Raw genomic sequence first — 25,298 nt, forward strand, 5'->3', positions numbered from 1 at the left:
CGACACAATGAAGGGTTTAATCCTGAGCGGGGGAAAGGGGACGCGGCTTTACCCCCTGACCTATACCCGCGCTAAGCAGTTGATTCCGGTGGCGAACAAGCCCGTCCTGTCTCGGGTGATTGAGGCGATCCGCGCCGCCGAAATCACCGAGATCGGGATTATCACGGGAGACACCGCTGCCGAAATCATGGAGGCAGTGGGGGATGGGTCGCAGTTTGGGGTGCGCGTCACCTACATCCCCCAAAGCGCCCCGCTTGGTTTGGCGCACGCCGTCAAAACGGCGCAGGGCTTCCTTGGCGAGGAACGGTTTGTCATGTTCCTTGGTGATAACGTCATTGAGGGGGGCATCGAGACGCTGATCAGGGATTTTGCCCATCACCCCGAATGGAACAGCCAGATTGTGCTAACCCGTGTGGAAAAGCCGCAGCAGTATGGCGTGGCGAAACTTCACGCCGATGGGAGCATCGAACAACTCGTAGAAAAACCAGCCGTGCCACCCTCGGATTTGGCACTGGTGGGCATTTACATGTTCGATCATCACATTTTTGAGGCGACGGACGCGATCCAGCCCTCCAAACGGGGGGAATATGAGATCACCGACGCCATTCAATGGTTGATCAACAGCGGTTACACAGTGTTCCCGCATATTCATGAGGGATGGTGGATCGACACCGGACGCCCCGATGATATGCTCCATGCCAACAGCCTTGTGTTGGAGGAACTGACGCCAACGATCAATGGGACGGTAGACGCGACATCCAGCGTGGATGGGCGGGTGACGGTGGAAAAAGGGGCGGCGATCATCAACAGCATCATTCGCGGTCCGGCGATCATCGGAGAGGGGACGCGGATCATCAACAGCTACATCGGACCGTTCACCAGCATCTACCATCATGTCGTGGTGGAAAACTGCGAGATTGAGCAGAGCATGATCCTTGAAAACAGCACCTTGAAGGACATCCCCACGCGAATTCAGTTCAGCCTGATCGGGCGCAACGTGACACTGATGCACAATGTGGCACGCCCACAAACGCTAAAACTGACACTGGCGGATAACAGCACGTTGGGCTTGGTCTAGGGGCAGCACAAACAGCCCATCTTTTACAAAGGGTGGGCTGTTTGCGGGTGTCTCATTTTCCGCCCCTGACAAACAGACATTCACCTCTGGACGAAGGCGGTCTTGCCGCCGTTCCACCTCCCGCACCGCGTATCCCCCTCCCTTTTAGGCGGAGGGTATGACGGCGAGGGGCTACTTATGAGGGCTAGTTCTGTCTGAGATGGTGTGGTGGGTGCCCCTGAACGTGCAGTACCCTCGCTGATTGGACGGCAATCAGCCTTCTTTACAAGAAGGGTGGACAGAGTTATTTTATTCCTTGATCACCATAACTTATGCTAATTCATAACTATAGTGTGATCTCTCAAATGGTCAATCAATAAAGGTCACCCTCTTTGAAAAATGCGCCAAAAACGGGACGACGCTGCGCAGCGTACCAACAGAGCGCAGCGCAAAGGTTCTATTTTTTCTAGGGTCAGTGTAGGGGAAGGATGCGCATCCTACAAACAGGTCAATTTTGGCATGGGTCAGACTGCCTCCATATAGCCCGCGCTTGGGAAGCAGAAGGGGCAATCGTGCGGCGCGTGCCGGATGAAACCCTGTTCCCCGATTGGCGCGGGCGAGCGCTGCGAGGGGTGCGGCGGGTGCTGCGTCCGGCGCTGCGGCGGGCATGGAACGCCCGCCTTTTGGCAGAAGCGCGGTTGTTTCAGCCCGATGTGGTGTTCATTGCCAACGCCCATGAATGCGCCCCACAGACAGTGCGGGCGCTGCGGACGGATGGGCGGCGGGTGATGTGTTTTTACCACGATGCGGAACTTTATGCGCATAGTCGTTTCTTAGCCTGTGTGTCAGAGTTCGATCTGGTGGCGTCACCCTGCTGGTGGCATAAAGAACGCTTTGAGGAAGTGGGCGCACAGGCGGTGATGCAGGTGCGCTATGGGTATGATCCAGAGGCACACCAACCAGTGCGGTTGGGAGAGCGGGAACGGGCGATCTACAGTGCAGATATTGTGTTTGTGGGGTCGCATTGGCTGCCCCGTGCCGAGGCATTCGCGGCATTGATTGGGCGGGACTTTGCCCACCGTCTGACGTTGTGGGGCGGGCGGTGGGGACTGCTTCCGACAGGATCGCCACTGCGGGCGTGCTGGCGCGGGCGCGAGATTCACGATGGGGAACTGCGTTATGTGTACGGGGGAGCAAAGGCGGCAATCCAATGGGTGAAGGTGGGCGACCAGCACAACCCGCGCACCTTCCAGATCGCCGCCTGTGGGGGGGCAATCCTCGTCGCGCAGCGGACGGAAGAACATCAAGCGTTTTTTCGGGAAGATGTAGAGGCGGTGTTTTTCGAGGGGGTGGAGGAGTTACGGGACAAGCTGAATTTTTGGCTGCGGGACGACCAAGAGGCGGCGCGAGAGCGAATGGCGGCAGCGGCGCGGGAGCGGTGTTTGGCGGAAGATTACGGCTACCGTCCGGTGGTGCGGCGGTATGCAGCGTTCTTTGCGGGGGGTTGACGTTGAGGGGGAGATGGGCTACACTAAGCGTCATCTGTTCCCGTAGCTCAGCGGATAGAGCGTTGGCCTCCGGAGCCAAAGGCGAGGGTTCGATTCCCCCCGGGAACATTTCTTTGTCGGTGGAGATTGTCAAAAAAAGGCGGTTTAACCGCCTTTTTTCTTGCCTAATCTCTGAAGTGGTTTTTAGGTTCTGTTGACAGTGTAATTCCCGTAGGGGCGCAATGTATTGCGCCCATCGCCGCCCGTGAGCGCCCGCCGCTAAAGCAGCGCTCTAGGAAGTAGCCACCCCTTCGGGGCTTGGAAACCCTAATTCCCACCTCGTAAACAAAGAGAGGGACTCTCTCCCTTTCCCTGTGTACGGGGAAAGGCGACTGCTGCGCAGTAACCGGGGGGGTTAGGGGTTCTGGACCCAAAATATCAACAGAACCTAACCTCTGAAGTGTTTTTTAGGCGGCTCTACAGCGGAATCGCCTCTAACCCGGCAAAGGCGGCAAAGCGCCGCAGCGCCGCGCTGTGATCGCCGTAAGTTAGGGTGAAGTGGTGATCTAGCCCCTTGTCTAGGATTGTATCCAGCACCGTGCTGACAGGCGTATCAAAGCGGCAGACGCCGCTTGTGCCAGTGAACTGCATTGGGGCGCGGATCATCTCTCCTGAGCCAATGACGAGGCGGTGCGCCCCGGAGTCGCCCGCGTGGGTGAGCCGTGCCAGCGTGACCCGCCCGGGTTTGAGCGGGAATTCCATCAGCAGGGGGCGTTGGCGGTTGGAGTGCAGCGCGGCGCGAGGAACTGCTTCAGGATCGCAAAAACTGAGCGGGGCTAAGCCGCAGTGCCAAAAGACCCCTGTGTTCGTCTGCGCGTCAGCAGCGACAAGATCAGCGCTGAAGGCGGGGGACTCACTCAGGCTTTGGAGGATCAGCTGGCTGACCGCCCCGTTTACATCCGCCTCGCAGCTTGCTGGAATACCTCGGTCTGTCAGCATAGATGAGGCGGCGCAAATGGCGCAGTCGCGCTTGAGGAAGGTTTCGGGCCAACAGCGCACCGCAACGCCCTTCAACTGGTCGGCATGGATAGTATCGCCCATCGCCTCGTAGAAACTGAGCGTCCCCCGCACCTGATCGTTGTTCATCTCAGCAAGGTTGGGCAAGTCGCCTGCCACTGCCGTGTAACGGGCATCAAGACGGGCGGAATCGTTCGCCTTCAGCGCGTCGGCACGGTCAAACATCGTTTGCAGATCGTAAGGATATACCTTTACCCCCAGGGCACCCTCCAGCCATGCGGGGTCGTAATCGCACGGCTCGAATCCATCGGGGCGCGTCCCCACAACGCCAACCCGCGCCCCACGCAAAAGGCGCACCGCCCTCCCTGCGGCGAAAAGCTCCTGAAGGGTAGCCGCAGCGCCAGCGTCATCGGGATCGGCATAAAGATGGGCGTAACGAATGCCGCGCCGCTTCAAGGCATACGCGGCGAGGTTGATCCCACAAAAGGAATTCAACCGAAGTCGTCCACCCACCTGCGGTTCACACACCGCCCACAGCAGGATCGGCGCATCGGTGGCGTCGGTGATCGCCGTGATGAGGGTCGAATCGGCAAAGGTTGCCTGAAAGACAATGACGAGATCGAGCGGTTGTTCGCTCAGTAAGCTGGCAGCAGCACGCGCCCCATCCATATCGGTGATCAGGGCGCCGGGGTCAAGCATCGTAATGCCGTCTCCGATAAGGGCGCGGAGCGTGCGGCGGGCATCGTCTGTTTTTGCTTCGGCAAAGGGAATATCAAAGGTGGTGCGGGCGATGGGCAGAAAAGCAATCATCATCAACTAGCCTAGTAGTTCATCAGGAAGGTAACCACAGAAAGAGATAGCCCTCATCCCCCTAACCCCCTTCTCTCTCTGGGAGAGGGGGAATCACATCTTTGAGGGGGCTTTCCCCCTCACCCCCTCGCCCGCAGACTTTCTCCCCTTCCCCTGTGTACAAGGTGTAGTCAGGGTTTTCAAGCCCCGAAGGAGCGGTTGCTTTCAGCCTGCTGCTTTAGCGGCGGGCGACCCTGTGGCGGATAGAGAATACTTTCCCTATCTTCCTGACGAATTACTAGGGTGTGTTGACATTCTAACCCACGACCCCTGGGCGTCCGCGCCCTCCCCCCTTCCCCTCATCTAGGGGGCTGAGGGGTAAGGGGCTAGGGCAAGGCTTATCTAGGATCACCAGACAAACCTTTTTAGCGCCGAGTTAACGTAGGCAGTGTCCTACTCCGACCCAGGCTCGCGGGAGCGCTTCGTCACGGCGACAGGTGCATCAAGGTTCACCCACCGTTTTCCACGTTTCACCCAATTGCCGGGCGTCGTTGGTTTATCAGCGTCCGCCACCGCAGCAGCAGCAGCAGGCGCAGCAGCCACCGACGCAGCGGGCGCGGGTGTCTCACCCGCCGCCACAGCAGCAGCCGAGGCAGCCGGAACGACGGGTTCGGGTTCAGCCGCTTTCTCGCTGACGGGTCCAACACGGGAAGGCTCAAGCCCCGCCTTTTTCCGTGCCTTCTGAACGTCGGTGTGATCGTACCCCTTGCGCCCTTCCCGTTCCTCGGCGGCAGTCGTCGGGGCAATTGACTCCCAATAGCGCAGTTCTTTGGAGAGCTTCGCCTTATCAAAGATATGAGCGCTCGTGCGGTCATACGAGGCAAGCTCGTAGTCGTGATCCATCTTGATCGCATCGAACGGGCAGTATTCGGCGCAGTAGCCGCAGTTCATGCAGATATCGATGTCGATGAAGAAGTTTTCCGGCTCTGGTTTAGGGCGCTTTGTCACGGGGTCTGTGCCGCGCACAATCCAAATACACTGCGGCGGGCAAACTTTGGCGCAAATGCCGCACGACGTACACCAATCCTTACCAGCATACTCAGGGTCATCCTGATTGTAGGTGACAAGGAAGGGGACGAAACGAAACCGCTCTGGCACGGCGATCTTTTCATCGGGGTATTCCACTGTGACCATGCCGCGGTTGGCAAGGCTCTGCTTTTGCTGGAAAACGTCCAGATCTCGCTTTTTGCCCAACCACTGTATATCTTCGACAAAGGTCGTGACGAAGTGACGGAAGGTCACGCCCAGACCTTTCAAAATGCCTGTTCCGAACATAGTAATCCTTCTTTGTGGCGCTCTACTTAGCGATCTGTCTCGCCCAACACAATGTCGATCCCGCCCAAAATGGCGACCACATCCGCCACCTTATGTCCCTTTGCCAGCAAGCCCAACACGGTTAGGTTGATGAAACTGGGGGCGCGGACATGGTAGCGCCAGGGGTTGCCGCCGCCGTCGGAGACGACATAGTAGCCCAACTCGCCTTTCGGGTTTTCCACCGCACGGTAGCTTTCGCCCGCCGGAACTTTAATCGAATAGCTGGTCTTGCCGCCGAAGATGGACTGCCCTTTCGTGTCGTCCAACATGGGCAAAAGTTGCTTGAGGATGCGCACACTTTCGCGCATTTCATCCAAGCGCACGAAATAGCGATCCATCAGATCACCATTGGGGCGCGTGCAGATATCGAATTCCAATTCGGGGTAGATGCTGTACGGCTGCGCCCGCCGCACGTCGTAAGCGACGCCGCTGGCACGCAGCAGCGGACCACAGCACGAATTGGCAATGGCGATCTCTGCCGGAAGGACGCCCACACCGATGCAGCGGCTGGCGATGATCTCGTTTTCGGAAAGGTATTCGTCCAATTCGTCAATGGAGCGGGGAAGGCGTTCGGTGATCAACTGCTGAAGGTAGTCCTGCGTGTTCATATCGCGGATTCTGTCGTTGATCAGGTTTGCCTCGCTGCGGATGCTTTCGGGGATGTCTTTGGAGACGCCGCCGAAGCGCATGTAGTTGCACATCATCCGGCTGCCCGCCGCCGCCTCAAAAAAGTCGAGGATGTATTCGCGGATTTGGATGGCATACAGGGCGGGGGTGAAGAACGCGCCGAGGTCGTTCAGAAGGAAGCCAATCGCCCACAGGTGATTGGTGATCCGCGTCAGTTCGGTCATCAGGACGCGCAAAACTTCGGCACGGCGGGGGATGTTTGCCTGGATGCCAAGAAGTTGTTCCACCGCAAGGGCATAGCCGAGGTTGTTCCCCATGCTGGAAATGTAATCGAGGCGGTCTGTAAAGGGCATGTTCCCGAACCAGGTGTTCCGCTCGCCAATTTTTTCATGGTTGCGGTGGAGGTAGCCCATCACCGGTTCAAGCTCTTCAATCGTCTCGCCGCTAAGCTGCACCATCATGCGGAACACGCCATGCGTGGAGGGGTGATGGGGTCCGAGATTGACCAAGAGGCGGTCATTGTTGAACGCCGGATCGCCCATAATGTCCACACCAAGCGTCATCCCCGCTTGGAATTCGCTTTCCGATTGCTCGTGATAGTTATCCAGGGTGAACCCAGAGGGGTAGCGGACGTTATGCCCAAAGGGGTTGTGTTCCTCGCCACGAAAGACATTGCCGCCGGGCCACCGCGTGCCAAAGGGCTTATGGTCTTCCTCGTAATAGGCTTCGCGCCAATCCTTGCGCATGGGGTAGCCCTCAAAGCCATCCCAGAGCAGAATGCGTTTCAGGTTGGGGTGTCCGGGGAAGTGAATCCCGTAGAGATCATAGGCTTCCCGCTCTTGAAAATCGGCGCCGGGGTAGACCTTGACCAAACTGGGGATCACGGCGTCATCGCGCTGCGTTTGCGCTTTGAAAACAACGGGATCGCCCCCCTGGGGGACGCTGAAGGCGTGATAGACGACCTCCAGATGATCGCCCGCACCGAGATAATCGACGGCGGTTAGGCTGGAGAGGTAGTTAAAACCAAACTCATCGCGGATTGCCGTAGCCACCTCAACAAGCTTATCGTTGCTGATGATGACACCCTGATAGCCCTTGCGGGAATCTCGCGTCACCGCGCCGGGAAAACGTGCCAGCAGCGCCTCGTAGGTTGAGGCGGCGTTGGCGGTTGTGGGTTGTGCCTGCACCTGATCAGTCATGTTGTGCGACTCCGAGGTTAAGAAGCATTTTCTTCAGCGGGCTGTCCGATACCAACAGCCTCGGCAACGGTGGGCGTTTGGCGTTGCAAAAGCGCCTCACGGCGAATAAGTTCGGCATGGCGGGGGTCGATCAGGTCAGGTCCGAGGATGGGCATGGGAACTGGCTCGTTCGGACCAGCGCCATACCAGGGGACACTTGCCCCAACGCCGAGATTTTGTTTTTCGATCTTCTTGTGAAGGGCAATAAAGCCATGAATCAACGCCTGCGGGGTGGGCGGGCAACCCGGGACATAGACATCCACCGGAAGGTATTTATCAATGCCAGAGACAACATTGTAGCCCTCTTTGAAAGGTCCCCCGCCTGAGGCACAAGCACCCATCGCCAGCACATATTTCGGTTCTGGCATCTGGTTGTAGAGCCGGACGATAGGGACTACCATTTTCTTCGTCACCGTGCCGCTGACAATCATCAGGTCAGCTTGGCGGGGCGTCGCCCGCATGACTTCCATCCCAAAGCGGGAAAAGTCATAACGGCTGGCGGCGGTGGCGATCATTTCAATCGCACAGCACGCCAAGCCAAAGAGCATGGGCCACATCGAGCGGCTCCGCGCCCAGTTGTACAAGCTGCTCAGGCTGGTGACGGCGATGTTCGTCTGCATCTCCTCTGGGACAGGAATATCCGGGTTGTGCAGGTCATGTAGGTTGAGTTCGCCGTTGGTCATTCCGAACCCTTTCTTTCTTCATACCACTCACGGAGAATGTTGGTTAACAGCCCCTCATGGACGAGTGTCGGATCATCCTCAAAATCGGGCAGAGCGAGAATCATCGCCGCCAACGCCGCCAATCCCATCGATTCGAGATCAGCCGTAGGATGGTGGGCGATCAACGCCTGCACAATTTCATAGGTGGCGTCCCAACACAGCGGGCTGAGGTGTCCATCGCCCATCGGGATTTTAACACCCGTTTGTTCTGAGTTTCACTTGAATACAATTCTAACACGGGGACGGCGGATCACAACAGAAATTACGATGTATTCTTTAGGCGTTACGCACTTGCCCTCATCCCCTGCCCCCCTTCTCCCAGTGGGAGAAGGGGGAATCCATTTTTTGAGGGGGAAGCCTCCTCAACCGTCCCCTTTCGATGACTACAGGGTAAACACGTTCAACTGCGTAAGTTCTATTCTTGTTTTCCTTGCGATTCTTAAGAGGGTTAGGGGTGAGGAGAACCCCCCTCACAACCTATAGTTCCCCTTCTGCGGTGGGGTTGAGGGGGGCGCAGCCGCCTTTACCCACGCCCTTCGGTGACCCGCCTTCGGTGTGTAGTGTATACCTACTCCTCCCACGCACAGGCGAAGGGGGAATCGCGCCTCGGACGGGTAGACCGCTCCAATGCCCCGAATCTGGGGGTGTGAGAGACACCCACCCACAAAACAATCCCCCTTCTCTCTCACATCGTGAGAGAAAAGAGGGTAGGGGGATGAGAGGGCTGTTGCCCCCTTCTGTTATAGGGAGAAAGGGGTTAAGGGTATTAAGACGTACCCTTTCGTTTAGCGCTCAAGCCGTGCGGCGTGGGGCTATGCACCAAAGTGCAAGGCGGTATAGGGCTTCCCATCTTGTAGAACGATTAAATCGGCTTTTGCCTCGCTGAGATTTTTCTTCAACTGCTCTAAGTTCGCCCCTTGTTCTTTCACTGTCACCTCGTTGCTGCCAGCGCGGGCGGCAAGGCTGATGATGTTCCCTCCGGCATTTGCCACCGCCGCACAGAGCGCCGCCAAAGTTCCAGGTTCGTCTTTGATCCGCACCGTGAAATGACACCCCTGTGTGCCGCCGCCAAGCATCTCCACAATGACGCGCATCACATCCGTCTCGGTGATGATCCCCACAACATCCGTTGCCCGCACAACAGGCAGACAACCAATCTTATGGGTGATCATGATTTGTGCCGCATCTTGAAGGGGGCAATCGGGGGCAACCGCAAGCACCGGATGTTTCATAAATTGGCGTGCTTCAAGGCGATCCAAAAGAGTGTAAATCTCATAGACACTGAGGGTTGTTGCCGGTGAAGGGGCGGTGGACATCACATCCGTTTCAGTGACGATTCCCACGAGCTTACCGTGATCAACGACGGGTAAACGGCGAATCCCCTTATTGTGCATCAGATCGCGCACCTCCCGAAAATTTGTATGGGGGGTGATCGTCTGAACGGGCTGAGTCATATGTTGACCAACAAGCATCATTAGAAAATCTCCTTTCTCTCCATTGTACAGTCTTTTAGATGGGTGAACGCCTTCCAAAGGTCACCTCTCTGCCTGCCGAAGATCAGAAATGCCTAGGGATGCCCCATTCCTTTCGTGCAGTTCGCACAATGCCTTTCACGGCGAACTTGACATCTTTTTTTTGCTTGATATAGTTAGTAAGTAATGTTTACTAACTAAGTGGAGGGCAGCAAAGAACTGATTGGTGTCCACCTTTTTTTTCCTTTTTTCGAGACCAAATGTCTCCCTTTGCCGGAAGAGAATTCGTAGCTGTCGCGGTTCGTTTCTTTTTATAATTCTTCATCGCCAGCGAACGCCGATAGGCTGCGGCTCACCCACCACACCAATTTTTGGCGTTCCTGGAGGGCTGCTTCAATGCAAAAGTTTGTCCGCTTTATCATCCTGACCTGTGTCGTTATCAGTCTGTTTGGCGGCGGCGCTGCCTTAGGGCAGGGGTCGCCCTCTCCCTGGCAGCCGAATACCCCCTATAGTGTTGGCGCACTGGTCACTTATCAAGGCGCAACCTACCGCTGTTTACAAGCACATACCTCGCTCACCGGTTGGGAGCCGCCCAACGTCCCCGCCCTGTGGCAGTTCCAAAGTGGCACCGTAGCCACCAACACACCGACGCGCACGAATACCCCGAACGTCCCCCCCACCAACACACCGACGCGCACGAATACCCCGAATGTCCCTCCGACCAACACGCCCACGCGGACAAACACCCCCAACGTCCCCCCCACCAACACACCGAGCATTGCCGCTTGGCAGCCCAATACAACCTATGCAGTTGGGGCGCTGGTGATCTATCAGGGGGTGACCTACCGTTGTATTCAGCCGCATACATCCCTCGTCGGGTGGGAGCCGCCTAATGTTCCCGCGCTCTGGCAGGTGTATTCCGGTGGCGGGAATTCCCCAACACCACCGCCGCCAACAAACACCCCCACCCACACCTCAACAAATCCACCTGTAACGGTCACCTTTACCCCGACCTTTACCCGCACACCAACGAACACCCCCGTTCCCCCAACGGCGACAGGGACAATCACGGCGACCTATACACCGAGCCACACCCCCACGAATCCTCCCGGCGGGACGTACCATAAGATCGGCTACTTTGCCCAGTGGGGTATTTACAGCCGGAACTATTTTGTGAAAGACATTGACACCAGCGGCTCAGCGGCAAAACTGACCCACATCAACTATGCCTTTGGCAACGTGAAAGACGGCGAATTTGTCTGCTACATTGAGACACGGGCGGGCTATGGCGATGGCTATGCCGACTTCCAAAAAGGCTTCACCGCCGATCAGAGCGTTGATGGTGTTGCCGATAAATGGGACGACAAACTGAAGGGGAACTTCAACCAACTGAAGAAGTTGAAGGCAAAGCACCCTCATCTGAAAATCTTGATCTCCCTTGGCGGCTGGACGTGGAGCAAGAATTTCTCCGATGCCGCGCTGACCCCCGAACGCCGGACGCGCTTTGTCCAGTCCTGTATCGACCTGTACATCAAGGGCAATCTCCCCATTTATGGCGGTGAACCCGCCGGAGGACCCGGCGCGGCGGCGGGCGTGTTTGATGGCATCGATATTGACTGGGAATACCCTGCCGCTCCGGGCAACGATGGAAACATCTACCGTCCAGAGGACACAGTGAATTTCACCTTGCTGCTGGCAGAGTTCCGCCGCCAGTTAAACGAATTGACGCAGCAAACGGGCAAACCCTACTTGCTGACCATTGCCGCGCCCGCTGGCGAAGATAAGTACAGCAAGATTCAGCTCGGTCAGATTCACCAGTACCTCGACTTCATGAATCTGATGAACTACGACTATTTCGGCGCGTGGGCGGCAACCGGTCCGACAAACTTCCATGCGCGGTTGTACGGGCACCCAAGCGATCCCTCCGCACCTCCAGCGAAGTTCTACAGCACCGATAAATCCGTCACCGACTATCTGGCGGCGGGAATCCCGGCAAAGAAGATCGTCGTTGGTGTGCCGTTTTATGGGCGGGGCTGGACGAATGTCCCGAATGTGAACAACGGCTTGTTCCAAAGCAGCCCAAGCATGAGGGCTGCGCCGAAGATTTTCCCCTTTGGCGAAGATGGCATTGAGGACTACAAACGGCTGAAGACTCTCGGCTATCCATCCTTCCGCGATCCGATCACGAAGTCCTTCTGGATTTACAACGGGACCACCTTCTGGAGCTACGATGACCCCACCGCCATGCAAGAAAAAATGGACTACATCAAGGCGCGGGGGTTGGGTGGTGCTATGGCTTGGGAACTTGACGGCGACGACGGCACGCTGATGAGCGCCATTGACGCTGGCTTGCGGTAATTACGAGATGGTTAACGGTGCGGGGACTTGGAACCCCCGCGCCTCTGTGGAGCCGCCCCTGTGGAGCAGGAGCGGCTGTAATTCCTTACCGATACGGTTTATGGCTGGGAAAGAGGTGCCTTATGCGGATTCGGCGTCAGGTAAAAGGGCAAGGGATGGCTGAATATGCGCTGACTCTGGCGCTTGTATCCTTAGGGGCAATTGTTGTGCTTGCCCTTGTAGGGGCGGCGGTTCAGCGCGTGTTTGGCGTTGTTGTTGGTGGGTTAGGCAGCCGCGTAGAGACGAATGCTTCTCAAATTATCTTCGACCCCGGACAGCTTCCCCGCTGCGGCTATTTTGGCTCTGATATGGTTTTTTACATGAAAGGGTTTACCAATGCAGCCGTTAGCGATCTGGCGGTGAGTTTTGATATTCCGCTGAGCGGCACAATCAGCGAAGATGGTCCCGGCGTGTTCAGTGTGATGATCACGGTGGCAGCAGACACCAAAGACTTCGCCGTATGTCCCCATTCAGTGGTCGTTCAATCCAGCCCCGACGGGAATGCGCTCATGGCAAGCCCTGTTCAATTAAGACACTGGACGGAGTAACCAACCAATGAGCAATCGACGCCCCTCCTATTCAGCAAAAAACACGAGTGCAACAGCGAATTTGCCGCCTTTTCTTCAGGCAGCCCTCGCTCAGCCACCGGCGATTCTCATCCTGAGTGCCGTAGGGGTTGGGATCATTCTAATTGGCGTTCTCATGCTCGTTTTTGGCGGAAAAGAAACAACGCCGCCACCAGCGGGGCTGCGCCCCTTTCCCCTGACAACAGTCGATGAGGTGATCGGCTACTATCAGCGGGTGGGGCTAAAATTGACGAACCTCCAACCCCACACAGTGAATGGCTTGAAGCCCAAAACCGCCCGAAAGGGGCTTTTTACCGAAGGCGGCAAAACCTATGAGGTGATCGTTATGGGCTATGATTCATCCGAAGCTGCCTATGATGATGAGTTCACCGTGAAGCGTGCGGACGCCTTCAAAACGTGGCACCCAACGGCGGTGAGTAATATTGTCGTGCTAACCCCGAAAACCCTGCGCTCGGACGTTTCTGTGTTGTTCTGGTCTGCCCTACACGATCATCTAAAGACGAAGCGCTAAGTACCTCACCACAGTGATTTCTAAAGAACCCCTTTCCCCCTTTCCCCGCACACGGAGAAAGGGGGAGAGAGTCCCTGTCTTTGTTTACGAGGTGGGGGTTAGGGTTTCCAAGCCCCGCAGGGGCGGCTGCTTTCAGCCCGCTGCTTTAGCGGCGGGATCATGCGCCATGCCGCTGAATGTGTTTACCCTGTATTCATCGAAAGGGGACGGTTGAGGGGGCTTCCCCCTCGAAATTGATAGAACATGAAACCGCCCGCCTGTCTGGGGGGACAGGGCGGGCGCAGCGACAATTGAGGATGGCTGTTCTTGCTCTGCCGAGGGGAGATCGGTGGTTACAAGAACACGGTGGGAAGCCTGTAACTTTAGTTCGTTAAGTCTTTTAGGCTTGTATCACCTCTTTTTATCCGTCGTTTCTACCCGTATAATACGGCGGGTTCAGCCCACACCCTAGTGACAAAGATCACCAAAAATTTATGGCACTTTCTCGGAACGTTCGGATCGCCTCGCTCATCCTTGCCGCCTCGTTTCTCCTAAGCGCCTTGTTGGGGATGGTGCGTCAGGCAATCATTGGGGCAGCCTTTGGCGCAGGGGCAGACCTAGACGCTTTTTACGCCGCTTACCGCATCCCTGAAATGCTGTTTACCCTCGTCGTGGGTGGGGCGTTGGGGTCAGCGTTCATCCCCGTCTTTAGCCGCTTTTGGGGGCAGGATGATCAGACAAGCGCTTGGCGCTTGGCGCGGGCGGTGCTAACCTACGTCACCCTCGTGGCTACCGTAGTGGCAGGGCTTGCCATTCTGATTGCCCCCCTGATCACAGCGACGATCCTGATTCCCCAAGCTCCCGCCGCACAGCAAGCACTGACCAGCGATCTGATGCGCATCATTTTGCTGACGGTGGTCATCTTCAGCCTAAGCGGATTGATGATGGGGATTCTGAATGCGAATCACCATTTCGTTGCGCCGGCGCTTGCCCCTAGCCTGAACAACATCGGGATGATTGTGGGGGCGGTCTTTTTGACACGGGCGATGGGCGTCTATGGCTTGGCGTGGGGGGCGGTCTTAGGGGCGCTTCTTCATTTTGGCGTTCAACTTCCAGCGCTCAGCCGTGTTGCCAGCGCCATGCGTCCGTTTGTCTCCTTTGATTGGCACGCCCCCGGTCTGCGTGAGGTCTTGATCCTGATGATCCCCCGCCTCATTGGGTCAGCGGCGGTGCAGATCAATTTTGTGGTGAACACTGCCCTCGCCTCTGGGTTGGAAACGGGCAGCCTGACGTGGATCACGGTTGCCTTCAGTTTGATGTTCGTCACCCTCGGTGTGATTGGGCAAAGCGTGGGGACGGCAATCTTTCCCACCCTTTCGCGCTTGGGGGCGAAAGACGACCTCAGCGACTTTCGGGCGGCGCTCAGCGGGGCGCTCCAAAATGTCCTGTTCACGGCGATTCCAGCGGGCGTAGGGGTGTTCCTCATGGCGTATCCACTGGTGGCAACCATTTACCAGCGAGGGGAGTGGTCCTCCTTTGATTCTGAGCAAACGGCGGCGGCGTTGGCGATTTTTGCCATAGGGCTGCCTGCCTTTGCCTTGCAAGAAATCCTCGCCCGCGCCTTTTTTGCCCTCCGTGACACGCTGACTCCCGTGATTGTCGCCGTCGTGGGGATGCTGATCAACGTTGCCCTCAGTCTAACGTTGGTGGCGTTCATTCAAACCATGCCGAGCAGCGGTTTGGGGGGTATCGCCGCGCCAAAGCCCTTCGTTGGGTTGGCATTGGCAAACGTAATCGCCACCTACCTTGAAACGGCTGCCCTCTGGCTGTTCCTCCGACGGCGAATCGGGGTGGTGGGCGGCGGGAATATGTGGAGCGGCGTGCTGCGGGCGTCTGTGGCGGCGGCGGTCATGGGCGGGATCGTTTACGCCGTGCGGAACACCCTCCCCACGACGGAGCGCTACACGGTGACTCTCCTCATCGGTGGGGGTGTGGGGAGCGTTGTCTATGGGGCGGGCATGTTCCTCTTGGGTGCGCCAGAGATGCAGCGGCTTGTAGGGGTTGTCCTACGGCGGCGAGGAAATCGGGGGTAAGCACTCCTCTTAGGCAAGTGGTGTGATTTTTCGTGAGATAAGTAGTCCGCCACACAGATAAGTACAAGTCATTTCAAAACCCCACCTCTTGTCCCTCCCCGTGAACGGAGAAGGGGAAGTCCCCTCAAAAAATGGATTCCCCCTTCTCCCACTGGGAGAAGGGGGTTAGGGGGGATGAGGGCTACCTCATTCTATGCTTACCTTCTTGGTGGACTACTAAGTACCACCACATTGAAAAGGCGGGCTGATGTATGATCCCGCCGCTAAAGCAGCGGGCTGAAAACAGCCACCTCTTCGGGGCTTAAAAGGCATATCCGTATGGGCTTTTCCGTCGTCCCCACCCCAAAGGGCTTTTTTATTTGTACTTAGCGGCATAAAAGGGAGGAGAGGGGTATTATCCCTCCCCCTAGACTTTTTACGGTATACTTCCTCTCCATACGAGGAATTGAATACTCTAACAACGCATGACCGAAACTCCCATCACCCTTGCCAAACAACCACCCTTACCAACAACAATTATCCGCCCTTCAACAGGATGGGTGTCCCTTAAACTGGCTGAATTGTGGCAGTACCGTGAACTGCTCTATTTCCTGATCTGGCGCGATGTCAAAGTCCGCTATAAGCAGACCGTGATCGGCGCAGCATGGGCGATCATCCAGCCTTTCATGACGATGGTCGTCTTTAGTCTATTTTTTGGGCAGTTGGCACAAATCCCTTCTGATGGCGTTCCTTACCCTGTTTTCAGCTTTGCCGCCCTCGTCCCCTGGACGTTTTTCGCCACAGGCTTGACCGGCGCATCGAACAGCCTTGTGGGGAGCGCCAACCTGATCAAGAAAATTTACTTTCCACGCCTTATCATCCCGCTTTCGACGGTCTTTGCCGGCTTTGTCGATTTTTTCCTCGCCTTCGCCGTCTTACTCCTCATGATGCTCGGCTTTGGGATAATCCCCACAGGGAATGTCATTTGGCTGCCGGTGTTTCTCCTCTTGGCACTGATCACCTCTTTAGGCGTGGGGCTGTGGCTCTCGGCAATGAACGTTCAATTTCGGGATGTGCGCTATATCGTCCCCTTCCTCACCCAGTTTTGGCTTTTTGCCACCCCCATTGCCTACCCTAGCACGCTGATCAAAAACGACCTACTGCGGGCAATCTACGGACTCAACCCCATGACCGGTGTCGTGGAAGGCTTTCGGTGGGCGCTTTTGGGAACGAACACCGCACCGGGCGGGATCATCATCGTCTCTACACTGACGGCGCTCATCTTGCTGGTGAGCGGCGCATTCTACTTTCGACGAATGGAAAAAAACTTTGCAGATGTGGTGTAATCTATGACCGATCTAGCTGTTCGCGTTCGGGATTTGGGCAAACAATATCGGATTGGTAAAGCCGAGTCCTATGGCAGCTTTCGGGAGGTCTTAACCCGCACATTCACCGCCCCCTTTCGGCGGATGGGGAGCTTGCTGCGCGGCAATGCTGCCGTCGATAACTTCACCGAGACGATGTGGGCACTCCGCCATGTCTCTTTTGATATCAAGCAAGGGGAAATCGTCGGCGTCATCGGACACAACGGCGCGGGGAAAAGCACTCTATTGAAGATTCTTTCGAGCATCACCGAACCCACCGAGGGACAGGTTGAGCTTTATGGGCGCATTGGGGCGCTGCTAGAAGTGGGGACGGGTTTTCATCCCGAACTGACCGGACGGGAAAACATCTACCTCAACGGTGCAATTCTGGGCATGTCCCGCGCCGAAATTCAACGCAAGTTCGATGAGATCGTCGCCTTTGCCGAGGTTGAGAAATTCATTGATACCCCCGTCAAACATTATTCAACGGGGATGGGCTTGCGCTTGGGCTTTGCCGTCGCCGTTCATCTTGAGCCAGAAATCCTTGTCGTTGATGAGGTCTTGGCGGTAGGCGACGCCCAATTCCAGAAAAAGTGCTTGGATAAAATGTCCGAGATCGGGCGCGGCGGGCGGACGATCCTCTTTGTCAGTCATAACATGTCGGCAATGCGCAACATCTGTACCGAGGGGATTCTCTTAGGGCGTGGCGAAGTTCTGGCGATAGGCAAGATAGACGAGGTCGTTGATGGCTACATTGCTGGTGTCACACCATCGGTAGACCAATTCACCACCCTCTCTACGCCGTCGTTCCTTATCCCCCGTGTGGCGATCACTTCTGGGGGCGAGCCGCTCTTGAAGACGTTTGCCCCGTTGGACATTCAGATCACACTCACCGCCAAAACTGAGGTTCTTCAACTGGGCTGCTACGTGGGGGTGCGCACCCCCGATGGCTTTCGTCTCTTTGGCTTGGATTTGGAAGATTTCCAAACCATCCCCCCTATCAAGGAAGAGGAGAGCGTCACCATTGGCTTTTCCATCCCCGAAAACCTACTCCTTCCGGGCAGCTACCAACTGGAGATAAAACTCAAAGATCGTGTTCAACATAAATTTGAGCGCGTACCACAGTACATCAGCTTTGAGGTTGTTGACACGCCCATTTATGGCGGGCGCAAACTGGACACTTGGTCGGGCTATATCGCCCTGAAACCGCGTGTGACGGTCACCGCTGCTCAGCAAGCACTCTCTGAACCATCTGCCCAACCTATCTGAGTACCTTCTTTCACCATAGGATGTCTCTTACCCTTATGACTCCCTTTCGGGATCGCCTCAGCCTGCGGACGCGGTTTTACCTTCGCTATGCCCGCAACCTGTTCAGCCCCAGCGGACGCCAGCAAAACCGCCGCTATCGCCAGTCGTGGGCGTGGTATATGGCGCATTTCAGCGCCCTTGCCGCCGGAAAAGACCTTCAGACGACCATCTACGATAACTTCTCGTTTGTTGCCCATCCCAACGATGAATCCGTTGGGCGCATCGTTTTTCTGAGCCATGATTGGGCGCCCGATGAAGGGCGCGTCATGGCGCAGGTCGTCACAGCCGGAATGACCGTCTTGGATATTGGGGCGAACATCGGGGCGCACACGCTGCGCTTGGCGCGGGCGGTGGGGGAACGCGGACAAGTTCACGCCTTTGAACCCTCAGCCGCCGCTGCCTACTTGCAGCGCAACGTGACGATGAACGGCTTGGTGCAAGTCACCGTGAACGCCGCCGCGCTTGGCGAAACCCCCGGTACACTGCGCCTTGCCCGCACTATCCCGGGCGCAGAGGCGTTCAGCAGCATCGGGAAACCCTATGCCGAAGGCGTCTCAAGCGGCTACATGGATGTCCCTTGTCTCACCCTTGATGATTACACCGTCCAAAAGGGAATCACCCAGATCAGCTTTGCCAAGATGGATGTGGAAGGCGCAGAGGTTGGCGTCCTGCGGGGGGCAAGCCGCCTCTTAAAAACAAGGGCTGTCGCCGTTTGGCTCTTTGAGATCAACCAACCCTGCCTGACGAATGCCGGAGTCTCTGCAGGCGACCTTCTGGCATTGTTTCAAGGCGCGGGTTACAGGCTCTATCACCTTCACGAGGACGGCACACTCAGCCCCTTTGATCCCTCAACAGTTCCCAAATCGTGCAATGCGGTAGCGGCACTGCCAGAAGCAGCCCCATCCCTCTCCGTCTTGATACGTTGAATATCCCTTGCCTAATTAGGATAATAAAGATGCCGACCCTTTTACAGACAGTCCGTGCCACCCTTAACCGTCTCTTAGCGCCGATGGATTTTCGCCTCGAACGCATCTCAGAGATCACAAGACTCCGACATCGCTATGTCGACAACCCCTCCATCTTTGCCCAAGCGCTGGCGGGCAAACGCGCCCCACAGGTGATCGATATTGGTGCGTCTGTCGGGACGACCGTCGCTTACACCCTTGCCGCCGCCCCCGATGCCGAAATCTATGCCTTTGAGCCACAGCCCGCGCTCAGCGAAGCGCTGCACGCCCGCTTTGGTGCAAATCCCCACGTCCATATCTTTTCGATGGGCGTTGGCAGCCAGTCAGGGACGCTCCCCTTCACCATCGCTAAGACTCATTCTACATCCTCGTTTCTGCCACCAAGCGCCTATGGCAGGCAGGCATTGTCGAAGCATGTTGCCCCCGACCTCCATCTTGATGTTCCAGTGATCACCCTCGATTCATGGTATGAGTCGCTGGTAAACCCGCCGGCTGCCTTTGACCTGATCAAGATCGATACACAAGGCTACGAAGCGCACGTCATTCAAGGGGGGACGAACGTTTTGGCACGGTCAACCTATATCATTTTAGAAGCAGCATTTCGCCCCTTATATGAAGGGCAACCCGTCGTAGGTGATATCTGCCAGATGATGCGTGACCGCGCCTTCGAGATCGCTTTTGTGCGGGCGGGGACGGCAAACCAAACGAACGGTGAATTGTGGGAAGTTGATATTTTATTCAAACGGACAGCCGCCGCCAAAGGATGATCGCACTGATTGGCTGGGAGAGATGGGATCGTTTTCAGATGAGGACAGCAGCGTAATCCTCAACATACTCGTATCGGATCACCAAAACGAGTGTTTCCTTTTCAGGTGAAGACGGGGGATATATAATTGCCCCGTCATAAGAGACATTGAATTCAATCACACTCACAGAGAGGGAGTGCCTGTCATGGCGACTACGGAAGATCGTGTGCGGGATATTATCGTTGAATTGCTCGGTGTGGATGCTGCCAAAATTGTGCCAGCGGCAAAATTTAAGGAAGACCTTGAAGCCGATTCGCTTGATCTCGTGGAATTGATCATGAAGATCGAAGAAGAATTTGGCGGCGAAATCTCTGACGAAGAGGCACAGAAAATCACCACGGTTGGCGAAGCAATCACCTATATCGATACGCGGATGAAGTAACCACCACGCACGGCTGTTTCCCCTCGCCGTGTGTACCGTAAACCTCACCATCGCACATCATGAACGGGCGGGCAATGTGTCCGCCCGTTTTGTTGTGTCTTGCGGCGCGGTAAAATCCCTCACACTCGCCATGCGCATCTTTCAAGGAAACCAATGACCCTGAGTCCGATCACGCTGCTCCGGTTAAGCCTGTTCACAATCATCGCCTTCGGTATGCTGTTGTTTCTTACCCCCTCATCGGCTGCCCAAACACCGCCTTCCCAGCTCACCCCCGCCGTCACCCGCGTCCCGCCCGACGCCATGTCCTATTTTTGGGAGCAGATCGCCACTAACCTTGACCGCCCGATCTTGCTAACCCACGCGGGCGATGGCTCAAAACGTTTGTTTGTTGCCGAACAGGGCGGCACAATCATGATCCTTAAGGGCGGTGCGATGCTTCCCATCCCCTTTCTTGATCTCTCCGCCACAACAGGCGATGAAGCGATGCGCGGTGGCTATACCGAACGCGGCTTGCTAGGGCTTGCCTTTTCCCCTGATTTTTCTAAAACAGGGGTTTTCTTCGTCAATTACACTCTGAACAATGGGGGGGAAACCATCCTCGCCCGCTACACCGTCCGCCGCGATGACCCCAATCAGGCAGACCCCGCCAGCGCCACAATCCTGCTCAGGATTCCCCAACCCCACGATAATCACAACGGCGGACACCTCGCCTTTGGGCGCGATGGCTACCTTTACATGGCGACGGGCGATGGCGGTGGCATGGGCGACCCTGAGCGAAACGGGCAAAAGACTGACACCCTTCATGGCAAACTGCTCCGCCTTGATGTCAGCGACCTAAGCGCCACCGCCTATGCCATTCCGCCAACAAACCCCTTCGTCGGCAATCCTGCTTACGCCCCCGAAATTTGGGCGCTTGGCTTGCGCAACCCCTGGCGCTACAGCATGGATCGTTACACGGGTGATCTTTACATTGCCGATGTGGGGCAGTGGCAAAAAGAGGAGATCAACTACCAAGCGGCAAGCAGCACTGGCGGGGAAAATTATGGGTGGAACGTCCAAGAAGGCGATCAACGCTACGACGGCGAAAATGCCCTCCCCGATGCGCCCGATCCCGCCTTGCTTGCCACCTTCACCGCGCCGGTTGCTGTCTACGATCACAGCTTCGGCTGCTCGGTGACGGGCGGTTATGTTTATCGGGGGCGCTCGCTGCCCGCCCTGTGGGGGGTCTACCTTTACGGGGATTACTGCAACGGGCGACTCTGGACGCTTTACCAAAACCCAGACGGGGTGTGGGTAAACACCCTCTTTATGGAGACGGGCAAGCAGATCACCAGCTTTGGCGAGGATGAAAGCGGCGAACTCTACCTTGTCGATTACAAGGGCGCGGTCTACCGCCTCAGCCTGAAATAAGCCCGCCCGCATCTGCGTAGGGGCGCATTGTATGCGCCCACCTCCCCACCCCCACTTTTTCGCAGACAAAAACCGTAACACCCTAAACAAGAATCGCGCCGAGGGCTATACTCAGTGGGCAATTATTCAGTGGAAAGCGTGCCGGAAGGGGAGTTCTCATGACCGCCAGCGTTGAGACGACAACAACCACCCACATTACCAGCCCCGCTTTTCTGACCTTCGGACGAGTCCTGTGGGGCATCCTCGCGGTGATCAGCCTCGGTGTCTCTATCCAGCTTTATCAGGCGATCTTCGCCCATTTTGAGACGTCCTCGCCCGCTGTACGGGAGGCGCTGGCGGCGCTCCGCCTCACCCCACAGGTTTATGGCGGGATATTTGTCGCCATGATGATCATCGTTTCGGGGGGGTTTTTCCTTGTGGGGGTGATCATCTTCCGCGTCCGTTCGCATGATCGGATGGGTCTGCTGGTGGCACTTAATTTTGTCACCTTTGGTATTGTGAGCATCGTCCGCTTCCAAATCCTGCTCATGATTGATCCGGCGGCGGTGGCAAGCCCCTTTCTCACCTTTGTAAAAGTTGTCGGTTGGTGTACTAGTATCCCGATGGGCATGATGTACCCCACCGGGCGCTTTGCCCCCCGCTGGACGGCGTATGCTGCCGCTTTCAGTGTGCTGTGTTTTGGGGCGTGGGCAGTTGCTCAAGATGCTTTCCCAGAGATGTTCCTTCAGCAAGGTGGCTCACTCACTTATCTTGTTCCGGGGTTGTTCATCAGCTTGTGGTCGCTCACCCTCGCTGTTCAAATCCATCGCTATCGGGTAATTTTCACACCCACACAGCGTCAACAGACAAAGTGGGTTGTCCTCGCTCTGATGATCGCCCTACTCGCCAATGCGCCCTGTTTGTTGATCACCATCTTTTTCCCTGCTGTTCTAGAGCCAACCCCGCTTGGCTTGGGCTTCAACCTGATTGTCGCCGCCTGCCACCTGACCCTTGTGACGCTTCCCATTTCTGTTGCCATTGCCTTGTTCCGCTACCGCCTGTGGGATGTGGACTTTGTGATCAACCGCTCGCTTGTCTACGGCGCGGTGACGGTGATCGTCCTTCTGGCATTTATCGGTGGGGCGCTGCTCATCCGCATCATCCTCGGTGAGGGGCAGTCCGAATTGGCGCTCATCCTTGCGGCGGTGGGCGCCGCCGTCCTGTTCACCCCCGTCCGCCAAGCGGCGCAGCATTTCGTAGATCGTCGTTTGTACGGGCTGCGCTTCGATCTCTCCGATGTTGCCCACGCCCAACACCTCCCAGAAGTCAAAAATCCGGGGGCGCTCAGCGGACGCAAACTGGGCATTTACCAGACTCTTGATGTCATTGGCAAAGGCGGCATGGGCGAAGTCTATAAAGGAATCACCACCGATCAACTCGTCGCCTTGAAGATTCTCCCGCTCGAAAATGCCCGCCAAGAGGAATTCCGCGCCCGTTTTGAGCGCGAAGCGGAGACGATGCGTTCCCTTGATCACCCCCATATCGTCAAACTGTACGATGCGGGCGACAGCGGTGGGGTGCGTTACCTTGCCCTCGAATTTGTCGATGGCGTCACTCTTGCCGATTATCTAGACCGGATTGGCGCACTCACCCTAGAAACCACCTGTGCCATTCTGAAACCGATTGCCGAGGCGCTCGATTATGCCCATGCGCAAGGCATTGTTCACCGTGATATTAAAGTCTCTAACATCATGCTGCGCGGTGGGTTCGATACCCCCACGCCCTCCCCTGTCCTCATGGATTTCGGAATCGCCAAAGTAGGCGGGGCAGCCACCCGTTACACGGGAACGGGGATGATCGGCACGGTAGAATACCTTGCCCCCGAACAGATCATTGCCGCACGGGAGGTGGATCATCGTGCCGATATTTACGCGCTAGGCGTCGTCGTCTTTGAAATGCTCACCGGGCGCTTGCCCTTTTCGGGGAACTCTGGGCAAGTCTTATTTGCCCACCTCGGACAGCCTCCCCCCAACCCCCGCCTCTATAAGCCGAACCTCAGTCATCGCGTGGCGCGGGTGGTCATGCGGGCGCTGGCGAAAGCGCCAGAAGATCGCTACCAAAGTGCGGGGGCGTTTGCCACTGCCTTTGCCGAAAGTGAAGCGGATGTGGTCAATGTCGTAATCACCATCGAGGGGGATTCGTGACCGTTCTCACTGCCCACCCGCGCCGCCTGATGCTAGGGGTGGTGATCCTCGTCGCTTGTCTTGCCTTCGCCGCACGGGTAATACCCTCCCCACGCACGATTGACGACGCCTTCATCACCTTCCGCTACAGCCGAAACATCCTTGAGGGGAAGGGCTTCACCTACAATCCGGGGACGCCCGTTTTGGGGACGACGACGCCCTTCTTCACCCTGCTTGTGGCGGGCGTGGGGGCAGTCCTCAATGGGCGGGATTTCCCCACCTATGCCCTCGTCCTCAGCGCCCTTGCCGATGCGCTCACCGCCGTTCTGCTCATCCACATCGTCCGCCGTCTGACGGGACACCCCCTCCCCTCCCTCCTGATCGGCGTCTTGTGGGCGGTTGCCCCGCGCAGCGTGACCTTTGCCGTTGGGGGGATGGAGACGAGTTTTGCCATTCTTTGGATGGTTGCCGCCGTCTATACTTACCTTACAGAGCGCCCGCTGTGGCTGGGTTTTTTCGCTGGCTTAGGGCTGTTCACACGGATTGATGCCGCCCTGTGGATCGCTCCCTTATTCGCCCATCAAGCGCTGCTCTCCCTGCGAGAGCGCCCCCCGCTTCGCCTCGCCCTCCGCACGTGGCTGGTGACGGCGCTCACGATTGCCCCCTGGGTTGTTTTTAGCCTTGCCTATTTCGGTTCGCCTGTGCCGCGCTCGTTGGCGGCAAAGTCTGTCGCCTATGTCGTCGCCCCGGGATCGGCGTTGATCACCTTCATTCAGGCGTTTAGCGAACCCTTTTTCGAGTTTGAAACCTTCGGCTCACTGGGGGCGATGGTGGGGGCGGTGGTTTACTTCACGCTCGCCCTAATCGGCGTGCTGTACGGGGTGCGCCGCCAGCCGCGCCTGCTGCCGTTTTTCCTGTACCCCTTCCTCTATGTGCTGGTCTTTAGCCTTGCCAACCCGCTGATCTTTCGCTGGTATCTCGCCCCGCCGATGCCCGCCTACATGATCTTGATCCTGTGCGGGGTGTGGGCGTTGGTGGGCGGGTGGGGGAAGCGTCCTACCTTTGTTGGGCAAGCGCGGCGGTTCGTCTTTGTGGGGGCTGCCTGTCTGTGGCTGTTCACCTCCCTACGCGGCTGGACGCTCCATCCCGATCACGGCGCAGACCGCCCCGCGCCGATCATGGCGTGGCATCAGATCGAACGCTACTACCGCGAGATGGTCGAATACCTGCGGGCAACCTACGGCATCAGCGAGACGACGCGCCTCGCCGCGGGCGATATTGGGGCGGTGGGCTACTTCAGCGGGGCGATCATCGTGGATACTGTCGGGTTGGTGACGCCCGCCATGAGCGCCTACTACCCCGTTGATCCGGCGTTGATTCCCCCCGGACAGGTCTACGCCATTCCGCCCCAACTGATCCGCGACACGCAGCCCGATTACCTGCTGACGATGGAAGCGTTCATCCGCTTGGGGGTGGCGCAAGACCCCACCTTTCAGCGCGATTACGAACTGATCCGCGAGATTCCGACCACCTTCTACGGGACGGGGATGCTGCTCTACAAGCGGCGCTAGG

The 25,298-nt window shown here is 57.0% G+C and carries 20 protein-coding genes and 1 tRNA gene; 15 read left to right on the forward strand and 6 right to left on the reverse strand.

Annotation, left to right across the window (positions count from 1 at the left end):
- The first annotated feature begins 7 nt into the window (after window positions 1–7).
- From HS103_08760 to HS103_08770, 3 genes are all read left to right on the forward strand, one after another.
- On the forward strand, window positions 8–1,078 hold the full coding sequence (locus tag HS103_08760; GenBank protein ID MBE7512890.1) for a glucose-1-phosphate thymidylyltransferase: 1,071 nt from the start codon (window positions 8–10) through the stop codon (window positions 1,076–1,078).
- Between the two features lie 467 nt (window positions 1,079–1,545).
- Entirely contained in the window at window positions 1,546–2,565 is a 1,020-nt protein-coding gene (locus HS103_08765) for a glycosyltransferase (protein ID MBE7512891.1), read from the forward strand.
- A 36-nt stretch (window positions 2,566–2,601) separates the two neighbouring features.
- Window positions 2,602–2,673: transfer RNA gene (locus HS103_08770), tRNA-Arg, on the forward strand.
- Between the two features lie 348 nt (window positions 2,674–3,021).
- Here HS103_08770 and HS103_08775 read toward each other — a convergent pair.
- The 6 genes from HS103_08775 to HS103_08800 form a co-directional block, all read right to left on the reverse strand.
- Window positions 3,022–4,374 (reverse strand): hypothetical protein, encoded by a 1,353-nt coding sequence (locus HS103_08775; GenBank protein ID MBE7512892.1) that lies wholly within the window; start codon window positions 4,372–4,374, stop codon window positions 3,022–3,024.
- A gap of 429 nt (window positions 4,375–4,803) precedes the next feature.
- Window positions 4,804–5,685 carry a 4Fe-4S binding protein gene (locus HS103_08780; protein MBE7512893.1) on the reverse strand — a complete coding sequence of 294 codons (882 nt, stop codon included), beginning with the start codon at window positions 5,683–5,685 and terminating at the stop codon, window positions 4,804–4,806.
- Between the two features lie 26 nt (window positions 5,686–5,711).
- Entirely contained in the window at window positions 5,712–7,550 is a 1,839-nt protein-coding gene (locus HS103_08785) for an NADH-quinone oxidoreductase subunit D (GenBank protein ID MBE7512894.1), read from the reverse strand.
- Window positions 7,551–7,567: 17 nt separating this feature from the next.
- Complete coding sequence (locus HS103_08790; GenBank protein MBE7512895.1) at window positions 7,568–8,272, reverse strand: NADH-quinone oxidoreductase subunit B; 705 nt, start codon at window positions 8,270–8,272, stop codon at window positions 7,568–7,570.
- Window positions 8,269–8,496: a Fe-S cluster assembly protein IscX gene (iscX, locus tag HS103_08795; GenBank protein MBE7512896.1), complete on the reverse strand. Its 228-nt coding sequence runs from the start codon at window positions 8,494–8,496 to the stop codon at window positions 8,269–8,271. Before iscX ends, HS103_08790 begins: the two co-directional genes overlap by 4 nt.
- A 627-nt stretch (window positions 8,497–9,123) precedes the next feature.
- Complete coding sequence (locus HS103_08800; GenBank protein ID MBE7512897.1) at window positions 9,124–9,786, reverse strand: CBS domain-containing protein; 663 nt, start codon at window positions 9,784–9,786, stop codon at window positions 9,124–9,126.
- Window positions 9,787–10,179: 393 nt separating this feature from the next.
- Here HS103_08800 and HS103_08805 point away from each other — a divergent pair, with 393 nt between their 5' ends.
- From HS103_08805 to HS103_08860, 12 genes are all read left to right on the forward strand, one after another.
- Window positions 10,180–12,141 carry a chitinase gene (locus HS103_08805; GenBank protein MBE7512898.1) on the forward strand — a complete coding sequence of 654 codons (1,962 nt, stop codon included), beginning with the start codon at window positions 10,180–10,182 and terminating at the stop codon, window positions 12,139–12,141.
- Window positions 12,142–12,263: 122 nt separating this feature from the next.
- Window positions 12,264–12,728 (forward strand): hypothetical protein, encoded by a 465-nt coding sequence (locus HS103_08810; protein MBE7512899.1) that lies wholly within the window; start codon window positions 12,264–12,266, stop codon window positions 12,726–12,728.
- A gap of 7 nt (window positions 12,729–12,735) precedes the next feature.
- Window positions 12,736–13,278: a hypothetical protein gene (locus HS103_08815; GenBank protein ID MBE7512900.1), complete on the forward strand. Its 543-nt coding sequence runs from the start codon at window positions 12,736–12,738 to the stop codon at window positions 13,276–13,278.
- 473 nt (window positions 13,279–13,751) lie between these two features.
- Entirely contained in the window at window positions 13,752–15,350 is a 1,599-nt protein-coding gene (gene murJ / locus HS103_08820) for a murein biosynthesis integral membrane protein MurJ (GenBank protein ID MBE7512901.1), read from the forward strand.
- Window positions 15,351–15,814: 464 nt separating this feature from the next.
- The gene (locus HS103_08825; GenBank protein ID MBE7512902.1) at window positions 15,815–16,675 is read left to right on the forward strand and encodes an ABC transporter permease; all 861 of its coding nucleotides are present in this window, start codon (window positions 15,815–15,817) and stop codon (window positions 16,673–16,675) included.
- Between the two features lie 3 nt (window positions 16,676–16,678).
- Window positions 16,679–17,962 (forward strand): ABC transporter ATP-binding protein, encoded by a 1,284-nt coding sequence (locus HS103_08830; GenBank protein ID MBE7512903.1) that lies wholly within the window; start codon window positions 16,679–16,681, stop codon window positions 17,960–17,962.
- Window positions 17,963–17,997: 35 nt separating this feature from the next.
- Window positions 17,998–18,927, forward strand: coding sequence for an FkbM family methyltransferase (locus HS103_08835; GenBank protein ID MBE7512904.1), 930 nt, complete (start codon window positions 17,998–18,000; stop codon window positions 18,925–18,927).
- Window positions 18,928–18,956: 29 nt separating this feature from the next.
- Window positions 18,957–19,733, forward strand: a complete 777-nt coding sequence (locus HS103_08840) for an FkbM family methyltransferase (GenBank protein MBE7512905.1) — start codon at window positions 18,957–18,959, stop codon at window positions 19,731–19,733.
- 184 nt (window positions 19,734–19,917) lie between these two features.
- The gene (gene acpP / locus HS103_08845; protein MBE7512906.1) at window positions 19,918–20,154 is read left to right on the forward strand and encodes an acyl carrier protein; all 237 of its coding nucleotides are present in this window, start codon (window positions 19,918–19,920) and stop codon (window positions 20,152–20,154) included.
- A 153-nt stretch (window positions 20,155–20,307) separates the two neighbouring features.
- Window positions 20,308–21,564, forward strand: a complete 1,257-nt coding sequence (locus tag HS103_08850) for a PQQ-dependent sugar dehydrogenase (protein ID MBE7512907.1) — start codon at window positions 20,308–20,310, stop codon at window positions 21,562–21,564.
- Between the two features lie 158 nt (window positions 21,565–21,722).
- Window positions 21,723–23,747, forward strand: a complete 2,025-nt coding sequence (locus HS103_08855; protein ID MBE7512908.1) for a serine/threonine protein kinase — start codon at window positions 21,723–21,725, stop codon at window positions 23,745–23,747.
- Window positions 23,744–25,297 carry a hypothetical protein gene (locus tag HS103_08860; protein ID MBE7512909.1) on the forward strand — a complete coding sequence of 518 codons (1,554 nt, stop codon included), beginning with the start codon at window positions 23,744–23,746 and terminating at the stop codon, window positions 25,295–25,297. The genes HS103_08855 and HS103_08860 overlap by 4 nt, the downstream gene beginning before the upstream one ends.
- Window position 25,298: the final 1 nt, after the last annotated feature.

The organism is Anaerolineales bacterium, assembly GCA_015075625.1.
GTDB lineage: Bacteria > Chloroflexota > Anaerolineae > Aggregatilineales > UBA2796 > UBA2796.